The sequence below is a fragment of the Streptomyces sp. NPDC058052 genome, from assembly GCF_042885515.1.
Classification (GTDB): Bacteria; Actinomycetota; Actinomycetes; order Streptomycetales; family Streptomycetaceae; genus Streptomyces.
In genome coordinates, this window is record NZ_JBHVRX010000030.1 from 1 (window position 1) to 11,100 (window position 11,100).

At 73.7% G+C, this 11,100-nt stretch carries 12 protein-coding genes; 3 read left to right on the plus strand and 9 right to left on the minus strand.

Annotated elements, in window-relative coordinates:
• Nucleotides 1-61: 61 nt before the first annotated feature.
• The 7 genes from ACFVU3_RS31145 to ACFVU3_RS31175 all read right to left on the minus strand — a co-directional run bounded on the left by ACFVU3_RS31145 (nucleotide 62) and on the right by ACFVU3_RS31175 (nucleotide 5,366).
• Nucleotides 62-394, minus strand: coding sequence for a TcmI family type II polyketide cyclase (locus ACFVU3_RS31145; RefSeq protein WP_390071470.1), 333 nt, complete (start codon nucleotides 392-394; stop codon nucleotides 62-64).
• Between the two features lie 43 nt (nucleotides 395-437).
• The gene (locus ACFVU3_RS31150; protein WP_390071471.1) at nucleotides 438-917 is read right to left on the minus strand and encodes an SRPBCC family protein; all 480 of its coding nucleotides are present in this window, start codon (nucleotides 915-917) and stop codon (nucleotides 438-440) included.
• Nucleotide 918: 1 nt separating this feature from the next.
• Nucleotides 919-1,179: an acyl carrier protein gene (locus tag ACFVU3_RS31155; RefSeq protein WP_390071473.1), complete on the minus strand. Its 261-nt coding sequence runs from the start codon at nucleotides 1,177-1,179 to the stop codon at nucleotides 919-921.
• Nucleotides 1,180-1,203: 24 nt separating this feature from the next.
• The gene (locus ACFVU3_RS31160; RefSeq protein ID WP_390071475.1) at nucleotides 1,204-2,451 is read right to left on the minus strand and encodes a ketosynthase chain-length factor; all 1,248 of its coding nucleotides are present in this window, start codon (nucleotides 2,449-2,451) and stop codon (nucleotides 1,204-1,206) included.
• Complete coding sequence (locus ACFVU3_RS31165; protein ID WP_390071477.1) at nucleotides 2,448-3,716, minus strand: beta-ketoacyl-[acyl-carrier-protein] synthase family protein; 1,269 nt, start codon at nucleotides 3,714-3,716, stop codon at nucleotides 2,448-2,450. The genes ACFVU3_RS31160 and ACFVU3_RS31165 overlap by 4 nt, the downstream gene beginning before the upstream one ends.
• Nucleotides 3,713-4,183: a cupin domain-containing protein gene (locus ACFVU3_RS31170; protein WP_390071479.1), complete on the minus strand. Its 471-nt coding sequence runs from the start codon at nucleotides 4,181-4,183 to the stop codon at nucleotides 3,713-3,715. The genes ACFVU3_RS31165 and ACFVU3_RS31170 overlap by 4 nt, the downstream gene beginning before the upstream one ends.
• 67 nt (nucleotides 4,184-4,250) lie before the next feature.
• On the minus strand, nucleotides 4,251-5,366 hold the full coding sequence (locus tag ACFVU3_RS31175; protein ID WP_390071481.1) for a SchA/CurD-like domain-containing protein: 1,116 nt from the start codon (nucleotides 5,364-5,366) through the stop codon (nucleotides 4,251-4,253).
• A gap of 234 nt (nucleotides 5,367-5,600) precedes the next feature.
• Here ACFVU3_RS31175 and ACFVU3_RS31180 point away from each other — a divergent pair, with 234 nt between their 5' ends.
• From ACFVU3_RS31180 to ACFVU3_RS31190, 3 genes are all read left to right on the plus strand, one after another.
• Nucleotides 5,601-7,271 carry an FAD-dependent oxidoreductase gene (locus ACFVU3_RS31180; protein ID WP_390071482.1) on the plus strand — a complete coding sequence of 557 codons (1,671 nt, stop codon included), beginning with the start codon at nucleotides 5,601-5,603 and terminating at the stop codon, nucleotides 7,269-7,271.
• 284 nt (nucleotides 7,272-7,555) lie between these two features.
• Nucleotides 7,556-8,065, plus strand: coding sequence for a sortase (locus ACFVU3_RS31185; RefSeq protein WP_390071484.1), 510 nt, complete (start codon nucleotides 7,556-7,558; stop codon nucleotides 8,063-8,065).
• 213 nt (nucleotides 8,066-8,278) lie between these two features.
• Entirely contained in the window at nucleotides 8,279-9,124 is an 846-nt protein-coding gene (locus ACFVU3_RS31190) for a hypothetical protein (RefSeq protein ID WP_390071486.1), read from the plus strand.
• Between the two features lie 25 nt (nucleotides 9,125-9,149).
• Here ACFVU3_RS31190 and ACFVU3_RS31195 read toward each other — a convergent pair whose 3' ends face one another.
• Nucleotides 9,150-9,695 (minus strand): MOSC domain-containing protein, encoded by a 546-nt coding sequence (locus ACFVU3_RS31195; protein WP_390071488.1) that lies wholly within the window; start codon nucleotides 9,693-9,695, stop codon nucleotides 9,150-9,152.
• A gap of 45 nt (nucleotides 9,696-9,740) precedes the next feature.
• Nucleotides 9,741-10,832, minus strand: coding sequence for a fatty acid desaturase family protein (locus tag ACFVU3_RS31200; RefSeq protein WP_390071489.1), 1,092 nt, complete (start codon nucleotides 10,830-10,832; stop codon nucleotides 9,741-9,743).
• Nucleotides 10,833-11,100: the final 268 nt, after the last annotated feature.

Consider the following 11,100-nt stretch of genomic DNA (forward strand, 5'->3'; position numbering starts at 1 on the left):
GCCCCGCGTCGTGCGGGGCGGGCGGCCTCGGTTCGCTCCTGCCGTGCGGCGCCTCGGAGGATCAGGATCCTCCGCCGCGCTCCCAGCGGTAGAAGCACTGCGCCATGGCGTCCTTCGGGCTCCGCCACGTCTCCGGGTCGTACGCGCTGACGTACGCCGACAGCTTCTCGCTGGCGTCCCGGAACTCCGGGTGACCGGTCAGTCTCGCGATGGCGGCCCCGGGATCCTGCTCCGACTCGATGAGGTGCAGGTACACGTCGCCGAACTGGAACAGGCGGCGGCGCGTGACGCCGACGAGGTGCGGGAGCTCACCGCGGTCGGAGGCGGCGAAGACGTCGGCGATGGCTGGAGCGGAATCCGGTGCCATGCGGGCGACGATCAGGGAGTGGTGCATCGAGCGTCCTTCCTGGGGGTGCGGGTGCGCGGGCCGGATCCGGTCAGCCGGGCAGGACCGGGGCGCTCCGGCGGTCACGGGCGACCTGCTCGATGCGGTCCCGGATGAGGGCCATCTGGGTGCGGGAGTTGCGGTTGATGTTGTCGGTCATCCAGGCGTCGTCGACCGGGGCGTCGGGCTTCATCGCGAAGTCCTGCAGCCACCGCATGCGGACGCCGGCCGGGGTGTCCTCGTACTCCCACCGGATGTTCATGTGGGCGAACGGGCCGGTCTCGACGCGGCGGGCGCGGACGGACCGCCCGGCGCGGTCCACGGTGCGCTCCGACACCCAGCTCCAGACCTTCCCGTTCTCGTCCGGGTGCATGGTCAGGCGGAAGGTGGTGGAGTCGCCCTCGCGGGAGAGCACCTCGAGGGAGGCGTACTCGCTGAAGAGGGAGGGCCAGTTCTCGATGTCGTTGGTGATGTCCCAGACGAGGTCGAGCGGCGCCTCGATGGTGATGCTGTTGTCGGTGCGGCCGGACACGTCAGGCCCCCTTCTGGAAGACGCCGTTGACCAGGGCGAGGAAGTCGGCCGGCGACTTGCTGCGCTCGGCGTCGGTGGGCAGCGCCACGCCGTACCGGTTCTCCAGCTCGCCGACGATGCCCAGCAGGCCGAGCGAGTCGACGCCGAGGGTGCTGAACGGCGCGTCCGGGGCCTTCTCCAGCTCCGCGGGGTCGACGGTGACCCCGGCCGACTGCTTCATCAGCGCGGCGAGTTCGTCGAAGGTCAGTGCCGTGGTGATCATCTGTGCTCTCCTTCCCGCCCGGTCCTACCGGGCGGAGTCGTCGCCGCGGCGCACGATCAGCGCCGCGTTGGATCCCATGAGTCCCCGGCTGAGCACCAGGGCCGTGCGCAGCTCGGCGGGGCGAGCGCGGGACATCACCAGATCGAGGTCGTGGCAGATGTCGAACACATAGGGAGTGGGGGGCACCACGCCGTGCTCCATCGCGAACACCGCGGCGGCGGTGTCCAGGAGGGGCGCCCCGCAGTAGGCGCGGCCGATGCCCGTCTTGGGCGCCGTGACGGGCACGCGGGTGGCGTGCGCCCCGAGGGCGTCGGCGATCGCCAGCGCCTCGGCGCGGTCCGCCTCGGGCACGCCCAGGGCGTCGGCGAAGACGACGTCGATCTCCTCCGGGGCGCACCCGGCCTCGTCCAGGGCGACGCGGACGGCGCGGGCGAGTCCCTCCCGGGACTCCCGCCACCGGGACGCGCCGGTGAACGTGGCGCCGTGGCCGGCCACGAAGGCCCGGACGGCCGCACCCCGGTCCCGGGCGCGCTCCTCGTCCTCCACGACGAGCATCGCTCCGCCCTCGGCGGGGACGAAGCCGCAGGCCGCCTCGGTGAAGGGACGGTAGGCGCGGTCCGGGTCCTCGACGGTGCTGAGCTCCGGGTATCCGAGCTGGCACACCACCGAGTACGGGGCGAGGGGGGCCTCCGCCGCTCCGACGACCACGGCACCGGTCCCGCGCCGCACGGCCCGGGCGGCGTGGGCGATGCCGTCCAGTCCGCCCGCCTCGTCGCTCGCGACCACCCCGCACGGCCCCTTGAAGCCGCTGCGGATGGAGATCTGGCCGGTGCTCGCGGCGTAGAACCAGGCGATGGACTGGTAGGGGCCGACGAACTTGGATCCCTGGCCCCACAGCTTCTGGAGCTCGCGCTGGCCGAACTCGCCGCCTCCGGAACCGGCCGCCGTGACGACGCCGACGGAGAACGGGTCCTCCGGGGCGTCGCGGGCGATGCCGGCGTCGTCGAGGGCGAGCTGGGCGGCCGCCATCGCGTAGTGGCTGAACCGGTCGGTCTGGACGAGGAAGCGCTCCTCGATCAGGTCGGCCGCCTCGAAGCCGCGCACCTCGCCCGCGACCTTGAGCGGCAGGTCCTCGCACCCCTCACGGGTGACGCGGTCCAGGGCGCCGAGCCCTTCCCGTACGGATTTCCAGTACGCGTCGGCGCGCAGTCCATTGGGGGCGACCACCCCGATGCCGGTGACGGCCACCCGCGCGGGGCGCTCAGTGCTCATCGTGTCCTCCCGGCCGGCCCCGTGAGGAGGACCGCGGACTGGAAGCCGCCGAATCCGCTGCCCACGGAGAGCACGTTCCTGAGCTTCCGGGAGCGGGCGGTGCGCGGCACGTAATCCAGGTCGCACTCGGGGTCGGGGGTCTCGTAGTTCGCCGTCGGGGGCACCACTTGGTGCTTCAGCGCCAGGACGCAGGCCGCCACCTCGATCGCGCCGATCGCGCCCAGCGAGTGCCCCACCATGGATTTGATGGAGCTCATGGGCGTGTCGTAGGCGTGCGCGCCCAGCGACCGCTTCACCGCGGCGGTCTCGTGCCGGTCGTTCTGGCGGGTGCCGGATCCGTGCGCGTTGACGTAGTCGACGCGGGTGGGGTCCATCCGGGCCTGGTCGAGCGTGGAGTCGATGGCCCGGGACATCTCCACGCCTTCGCCGGTCAGGCCGGTCATGTGGTAGGCGTTGCCGAAGGTGGCGTAGCCGCCGATCTCGCAGTAGACGTGCGCGCCCCGGGCCCGGGCGTGCTCGTACTCCTCCAGCACGAGGACGGCCGCGCCCTCGCCCATGACGAACCCCTTGCGGTTGTTGTCGAAGGGCCTGGAGGCGTGCTCCGGGTCGTCGTTGTCGGGCGACGTGGCCTTGATGGCGTCGAAGCAGGCCATGGTGATCGGGGAGATCGGCGAGTCCGAGGCGCCGGCGATGCAGACGTCCGCCCGGCCTTCCTGGATGGTGTGGAAGGCGTAGCCGACTGCGTCGAGGCCGGAGGTGCAGCCGGTGGAGACCGTCTGCACCGGGCCGCGGGCGCCGAACCGTTCGGCCACGAGGGAGGCGAGCGTGCTGGGCGAGAACGCCAGGTGCAGCCGTGGGTCGGCCGCCCGGTGGTTCACGTCCCACCTCCGGCCGCCCTCGCTGACCAGGACGTAGTCGTGTTCGAGCCGGGTGGTGCCGCCGACGGCGCTGCCCAGGGAGACGGCGACGCGCCAGGGGTCCTCCGCGGCGGTGTCGAGCCCGGCGTCCTGGACGGCCTCGTCCGCGGCGACGGCGGCGAACTGGATGTACCGGTCGGCGTGGCGGCTCAGCTCCGGCTCCAGCCCGTGGGCCTCCGGGTCGAAGTCGCACTCGGCGGCGATGCGGGAGCGCAGCCCGGCCGGGTCGAAGAGGGTGATGCCGCGCGTCGCGGTACGGCCGGCGGTGAGGAGGTCCCAGAACGCCTTCGCTCCGGTCCCGCCCGGAGCGACCACACCGATACCGGTGACGGCCACTCGCCGGGTCACTCGATTGCCCCGCTTCGCTCGGCCGCCGGACCGGGGTCGTGCACGGTCAGGTGGGGTCCCGCGGCGACGGGTCCACCGTCCTCGGTGACCTCCGTGTCCACGTGGCCGAGGCTCGGCCGGGGGGCGAGCGGGCCCAGGTGGAAGACCATCCGGGCCTCCTCGTCGCCCACGTTGCGGAAGCGGTGCCGCACGTCGATCGGGATGAGGAGCCCCTGGTCCGGCCGGAGCTGGTGCGTCTCGCCGTCCAGGTCCACCTCCAGCGCGCCGGAGACCACGTACACGAACTCCTCGGAGTACGGGTGGTAGTGCTCGCCGATGCGCTCGCCCGGCTGCACGATGGCCAGGCCCATGAAGCCGCTGGTGGACCCGACCGTGGCCGGGGTGAGCATGGCCCGGAGGTCGCCTCCCCGCCTGCGGTTGGGTTCGGTCTCGCTGAGGTTCACGATCCGCGGACGCTGCTTGAGCATGGTTGATACCTCCAGATGTGGCGGTGCCGTGGGCGGGAGCGGCGGTGGGGAAGCCGCGACCGGACGGTCAGGAAGTCGCCGAGCGGTCGGTGACCGGCAGCATGTCGGCGTGCGACAGGAGGCGGTTGACGTTGCGCTCCGTGTCCAGGGAGCCCTCGACGCCGATCGCGGCGCCGTCGAGCAGGCGCTCCAGCTCCGCGGGCTTCCCCGCGCCCTTCAGCCCGAGGGAGGCGAGGGCGTCGAGGTCCGGTTCGCCGACGATGTCGATCAGGCGCACCACGATGTCGTCGCGCTGGAAGACGGTGCTGCCGTACACGGGGCTGTCCGGGTCGCTCGCCGCGTCCCTGTCCTGCTGCGCGAGCAGCCGGGCGAGCTCCGTCCCGCGGCCTTCCCCGGCCGGGTAGTAGAGCGCGTGCCGGCGCAGCCCGGCCGGGGCCGGCCGGTCCGCCACCACGTGCTGGACGGCCGGGAGGGCGGCGCGGGTGAAGAAGACGCGGGCGGAATCCGGGTCGCTCAGGTCCCGATCCTGCTCCAGGTACGGGTTGATGGCCTCCTCGACCGCCCGCACCTCGGGCTGGCGGGCGACGTGCCGCAGCGCCGCGAGGAGGTCGCCCTCGACCTCCACGGCCCGCACGACCCGGTTGCCGTGCATGAAGAGCGAGGTGCGGCGGAGCCGGGTGTTCTCGTCGACCTGGGCCGACGGGGACTGGTACCCGGAGAGGATCTCGGCGACCTTCGACTCCGATCCCGGCTTGACGGTGAAGGTCAGGGCGTGGCGTGCCACTCCGTCGCCGACGCGGGCCTCCACGTGCGTGTCCGCGGGCACCGTCCGCTGCGGCTGCGCGGGGTTCGTCTCCCGGAGGATGCTGTAGCGCATCGACCGGGTGTCCCGGACACAGCTGTGCATGGGCTTGACGGTCTCGACGTGCTCCTCGCTGTTCACCCACGCGAGGAAGGGCGGCGCGCTCTCCCACTCGCTGGTGATGAGCCACTGCGAGGGGTTCTCGATGGACTGGCACAGCTGGTCGCTGATGTGGCCGGGCACGGAGGCGACCTGCCGGCGCATGAGCTCGTACGCGTCGAGGAACTGCTGCTGCGCTCCCTCGTACAGGTCGAGCAGGAGGATCACCCGCAGCCTGGAGCCGTCGAACACCGACTGGGAGATGCGTCCCGAGGGGGCCATCCGGCACACCTCTTTCTCTTCAGTGGGAGGGGGGTGCGAACGATCCGCGTGTCCGACACGCCGGGACCGTCACGTGTCGATGGTTGACAGGAGCGCCCGGAGCGCGCGAGTTCCGTGGAGCAGGCGGGTGAACCGCGGGCCATCCGGGTGCCCCGGCACGCGGGCCCGGCTCCGAAGGACTTGAATCTGCATTCCATCCCCGACTCTCGTCGCAGGCGACGCAGGAGGCGCAGCATGACCCGACTCGAACCGGCCGGTGAGGCGATCGGTCACCACACACCCGTACTCATCGTCGGCGGCTCGCTGGTGGGCCTTTCGACCTCGCTCTTCCTGGGGCGCCTCGGTGTGCCGCACACGCTGGTGGAGCGCCACGCGGGCACGTCGATCCATCCGCGCGGCCGGGGCAACAACGTCCGCACCATGGAGCTCTTCCGCGGTGCCGGCATCGCGGAGTCCGTCCAGCGCGCCGCCTCGGTCCTCCTGCAGAACAACGGCATCCTGCAGACGCCGAGCCTCGTGGGCGAGGAGGGCGAGTGGCTGTTCAAGGAGATCGACCCCGGCGGCGGACTCGCCCGCTTCAGCCCCGCCGGATGGTGCCTGTGCAGCCAGAACGACCTCGAACCGGTGCTGCGCGCACGCGCCGGGGAGCTCGGCGGCGATCTGCGGTACTCGACGGAGCTGATGTCCTTCGAGCAGGACGCCGAGGCGGTGACCGCCCGGGTCAAGAGCCGTGAGACCGGCGAGCACACCACGATCCGCGCGGACTACCTCGTCGCTGCGGACGGTCCGCGCAGCCCGGTCCGCGAGCTGCTCGGCATCGGCCGGACCGGCCAGGGCGACCTGTTCCACAACGTGAGCGTCACCTTCACCTCGCGCGGCCTCGCCGGCGTCGTCGGCGACCGGCGCTTCATCGTCGGCTACCTCACGAACCCGGACGCCGAAGGCGCCCTGCTGCCGATCGACAACCAGGAGCGCTGGGTCTTCCACGCCCCCTGGCACCCCGAACACGGCGAGACGCTGGAGGAGTTCACGGACGAGCGGTGCGCGGACCACATCCGGCGCGCCGTGGGCGTCCCGGACCTGGACGTGGAGATCACCGGCCGGGCTCCGTGGCACGCGGCCGAGCGGATCGCCGAACGGTACGCGGGCGGACGGGTGTTCCTCGCCGGCGACGCCGCGCACGAGATGCCGCCCACCGGGGCGTTCGGCTCCAACACCGGGATCCAGGACGCGCACAACCTCGCCTGGAAGCTCGCCGCCGTCCTCGGCGGCTGGGCGGGACCGGGCCTGCTCACCTCCTACGACGCGGAGCGGCGGCCGGTGGCCGTGGTGACGAGCGCCCGGGCCGCGGCCCGCTCGGTGGAGCACAGCCACCCCGGCTACGCGCCCGCGACCGGATTCGGCGGCCCCAAGGGCGGCAAGGGCGGCAAGGGCGGCATCCTCAACGAGGTGCTCGGCTACCGCTATCCGCAGGGCGCCGTCCTGGGCGCCGATCCCGCGGAGCCGGCCGTGTCCGACGGGCTGCGCCTGACGGGCGAACCCGGCAGCCGGGCGCCTCACCTGTGGCTGGACCGCGCCGGGACCCGGGTCTCCACCCTCGACCTGTACGAGCGGTCGATGGTCCTGCTGAGCTCCGAGGACGGCGCCGGCGGCTGGCACACGGCGGCGGCGCGCGTCGGCGGCGAGCTCTCGGTGCCGCTCGACGCCTTCCGGATCGGCGGCGGACCCGACGCCGAGCTCTCGCCCGCGAGCGACACGGACTGGGCGGAGGCCCACGGCGTCACCGCGGACGGCGCGGTGCTCGTCCGGCCGGACGGATTCGTCGCCTGGCGGTCCCCGGGGGCCTCGGCCGATCCCGAGGCGGAGTTGCGGAAGGTGCTCACGGCGGTCCTGAGCCTGGGCTGACCCCTTTCTCCGACGCGGAGCCTCCAGGGGCGGGAACCCGGCCGGTTCCCGCCCCTCGCCCGTTCGCGCGCAGACCACCCCGTGTTCTCCGAATCTGTCTGGACGCCCGTGACCTGCGGCGATGGCCGCACGAGCGGACGATCAAGCCCCCGAACGCGCGACATCGCGGGCGAACCTCCCGTTGCGGTGGTCACGGGTCGGGGTTCTTCTCGTGCTCGGAGCACAGCACAGGTGCCGCGCTGTCCAGCCGGCCGGGAAGGCTCCGCCGAACGAGAGAAGGAAGCATGCGCCTCGCACGTACGGGTGCCCAGCTCGCCCTGGCCCTGTCCGCCCTCGTCCTGTCCGCCCCCTCCGCCGTGGCGGCACCCTCCGGTGACGTCCGGGTCAACCCGGGGCTCGCGGCCCCCGGCAGCACCGTCACCGTCACCACCACCGCCTGCGGCGCGGAGACCTACGGCAAGGGCGAATCGGTGGCGGGCGGCCCGTTCCACCTGTTCGCCGGAGACCGGCCCGGAGTCCTGGTGGGCAGGTTCACGCTGCCGTCGGACGCCGCGCCCGGCACGGACACCGTGACCCTCAAGTGCCCGCCCCGCATCAAGCAGACCGTCACGTACCGGATCTCCGCCACGCCGAACGGCGCCGTGGAGGCGGGCTTCGGATGGGCGGCGGGCGCGGACGGGGGCACGGACGGGGGCTCGGGCGTCGCGTACGGCGCCGGCGCGCTCGGCCTCGCCGCCGCGGGTCTCCTGATCGCCGGACGCCGCCGGGCCGTCGCCGCCCGGAACACCGCCTGAGCCCCCTCCCCCGGGGAGGTCCGGGGCCGGCTCACGTCGCGGGACGTGTCCGGCCGCGGTGGCGCCCCGGCCCGTCCCTGTGACGGGCCGGCGCCCCCGTGGCCGGACACGTCCCGCGTCCGCGTGGGGTGTCTCTCCCCCTCTCGACGGCGAAGCTACTCACTGGTTAAGGTGCGCCGACGATCCGATGGGCAGCGAGGCGAGGAGGGTGCCGTGGCAGCGGAGGAACCGACGGCCGGCGACGTGCGGGCGGCGTCCCCGGCCGGTGCGCCGGCGGACGACGACTCGTTGTTCGTGCTCACCGCGTGCCTGCTGACGCCCGCGCGCTTCCCGAGCGTGCTCGGCGACGACTACCCGGCGGCCTGTGCGGCGCTCGGCCTCGAACCGTACGAGGAGGGGTACGGGCTCGTCTTCGGCCAGGACGGGCTCGGCGCCCGCTGGACCGTCGTCATCGACGACGTGTCGCTGGTCGCGGTGGCCATCGCCTCCTGGGACTGCGGCATGGCCTACGACCTCTCCCCCGACGAGGCGTCCGTGGTCGCCGGCCTGCCGGGCTGGCCGCTCGCCGTCGCCACCCAGGCCCCCGGCGTCCCCGACCCGCACGACCCCGAGCCCGAGGAGGGCGACCCCGCCCCGCTGGTCCCGCCCTCCGGCGACGCCTGGGGCCCCGCGCAGCGGCGGCTGGGCGCCGACGAGGTGGCGCTGCACTGGAACGAGTGGCGCGAACAGGTCGAGCCGGAGCCCGCCGCGGAACGGCCGGCCGGAGCGGCGGCGGACGGCGGGCCCGGCCCGTACACCGGGGTGCGCCGCGCCCTGGAGGAGCTGCGGGGCTATCTGGAGGAGCCGCCGCCGGTGGGCCGGGTGCGGTCCGGCTTCGCCGGCGAGGGCACGCGGACGCTCCGCGCCGACGGCCCGGGGTGGTCGCTGGTGGCCCGCACCGACGACATGGCCTTCGTCCTCCTCGACGACCTGCCGCGCGAGGTGCTGCCGGTGACCCGCGGTCCGCTGCTGCCGGCCCTGCTCGAAGGGCTCGACGCGCTGGCCGTCCGCCCCTCCTGAGGGGCGTCCCGCGGGCCGCGGGGGCTCAGACGCGCTCCAGCGGGCGGTGCGGCCCGGCGGGCAGCTCCACCCGGATCGGGTCGCCGGGGCGCACCTCGCCGCCGGTCAGCACGATGCCCATGATCCCGGCCTTGCGGACGAGTCCGCCGTCGGCGCCGCGGCCCAGGACCTGCTTGAGGAGGCCGTGGCTGAAGTTGTCGATCTGGGCGCAGGGGTTGCGCAGCCCGGTGATCTCGACGACGGCCTCGTCGCCGAGGCGGAGGAGGGCGCCGGTGGGCAGGGCGAGCAGGTCGATGCCGCGGGTGGTGACGTTCTCTCCGAGGTCGCCCGGGGCGACCCGGAAGCCGGCCTCGGCGACCTCGTCGAAGAGTTCGCTCTGGATGAGGTGGACCTGCCGGAGGTTGGGCAGGGTCGGATCCTGGGCGACGCGCGAACGATGCTTGACGGTGACGCCGGCGTGGACGTCGCCCTCCACGCCGAGGCCGGCGAGGAGCGTGACGGACGCGCGGTTGGGCTTGGTGAAGGAGTAGACGCCGTTGCTGCTGACCGTGGTGACGGTGCCGTCGCTCATGTGGAGCCCCCCTGGTGCTCTCGGTGACCTGATGCGCGCCCGACCCTACTCGGGGCGTCCCGCGCGCTCCTCGCGGAGGGTGGCGCCCACCTCGTGGAGGTGGCCGAGCGCCTGCCGGTAGGAGTCGGCGAAACCGGTCTCGGTGTACGGGATGCCCAGGGCGCGGCAGTGGGCGCGGACGGCGGGCTGGGCGAGCCGCAGGTGGGGGCGGGGCATCGACGGGAAGAGGTGGTGCTCGACCTGGTAGTTGAGGCCGCCGAGGAACCAGTCGGTGAGGGCGCCGCCCCGGATGTTGCGTGAGGTGAGCACCTGGCGGCGCAGATGGCCCCAGCTGTCGCCGTCCTCGTGCTGGTCGGGCCGTTCCATGCCCTTGTGGTTGGGGGCGAAGGCCATGCCGAGGTGGACGCCGAGCAGCATCTGGTGGACGAGCGCGAAGACCAGGGCCTGGGCGGGGGTGAGGGCGGTGAGGAGCAGCGCCGCGTAGCCGGTGAAGTGGAGCAGGAGCAGGGCGCCTTCGGTGAGGCGCTCGCGCCGGGTGCGGTAGGGGCCGTCCTCCGCGAGCAGCGCCTGGACGCCGTACAGCTTGAGCGCGAGCCCCTCCAGGGTGGTCAGCGGGAAGAAGAGCAGGGCCTGGTGGCGGGTGAGGAAGCCGCGCAGGCCGGTGCGGCCGGCGGTCTGGTGCTCGGCGAAGACCAGGACGTCGGCGGCGACGTCCGGGTCCTTGTCGAGGTGGTTGGGGTGGGCGTGGTGGCGGTTGTGCTTGTCGTTCCACCATTCGCGGCTCATGCCGAGCAGCAGGTTGGCGTGGACGAGCTGGATCGCGCGGCCGGCCCGGCGGTCCGCGGTGATCTGGGCGTGTCCGGCGTCGTGGGCGAGGAACGCGGCGCGGGCGGAGAGCACCGCGAGCGGCACGGCGAGGAGGAGGGCCCACCAGGTCGGGCCGGCGAGGAGGAGGGTGCCGGCGACGGCGGCGAGGCCGAGGAGGGTGAGGCCGATGTCCCGGGCGTACCAGCCGGGGCGGTGGTCGAGGAGCCCCTGCTCCTTCACCGTGCGCAGGAGCGGCGAGAACTCGCTGCCGCCGCGCCGCGTCCGGGCGGAGGACGCCGGGGCGGGGGCGAGGGCGGTGGCCTGGGGCATCGGAGGGCTCCGGCTTCTGTGAGGCGGGGGGCGGCGGCCGTCCGCGCCGAGGGGGCGGCGGCGGTCCTCACCGTACGGATCGGTGACGTTCCGGAACCATGGCGTCACCACCCGGCCCGGTGCGGGGGCGGGCCGGGGCCGTGGGGTGGGGTGTTCCCCACCCCCGCCTCCGCACGGTGCACATGTGTCGGGCGTCACGCCCGGATGTGCGTGTTCCGCGCCGCGGTTGGGGTAAGGTCGGCCACTCCTTCCGCAGGTAGTCAAATTT

What these genes read in the sequence shown, in the direction of transcription:
- ACFVU3_RS31155 (WP_390071473.1), bottom strand. Translation starts at nt 1,179, where the DNA reads ATGATCACCACGGCACTGACCTTCGACGAACTCGCCGCGCTGATGAAG.
- ACFVU3_RS31195 (WP_390071488.1), bottom strand. Translation starts at nt 9,695, where the DNA reads ATGAGCGACGGCACCGTCACCACGGTCAGCAGCAACGGCGTCTACTCC.
- ACFVU3_RS31175 (WP_390071481.1), bottom strand. Translation starts at nt 5,366, where the DNA reads ATGGCCCCCTCGGGACGCATCTCCCAGTCGGTGTTCGACGGCTCCAGG.
- ACFVU3_RS31200 (WP_390071489.1), bottom strand. Translation starts at nt 10,832, where the DNA reads ATGCCCCAGGCCACCGCCCTCGCCCCCGCCCCGGCGTCCTCCGCCCGG.
- ACFVU3_RS31170 (WP_390071479.1), bottom strand. Translation starts at nt 4,183, where the DNA reads ATGCTCAAGCAGCGTCCGCGGATCGTGAACCTCAGCGAGACCGAACCC.
- ACFVU3_RS31185 (WP_390071484.1), top strand. Translation starts at nt 7,556, where the DNA reads ATGCGCCTCGCACGTACGGGTGCCCAGCTCGCCCTGGCCCTGTCCGCC.
- ACFVU3_RS31145 (WP_390071470.1), bottom strand. Translation starts at nt 394, where the DNA reads ATGCACCACTCCCTGATCGTCGCCCGCATGGCACCGGATTCCGCTCCA.
- ACFVU3_RS31180 (WP_390071482.1), top strand. Translation starts at nt 5,601, where the DNA reads ATGACCCGACTCGAACCGGCCGGTGAGGCGATCGGTCACCACACACCC.
- ACFVU3_RS31160 (WP_390071475.1), bottom strand. Translation starts at nt 2,451, where the DNA reads ATGAGCACTGAGCGCCCCGCGCGGGTGGCCGTCACCGGCATCGGGGTG.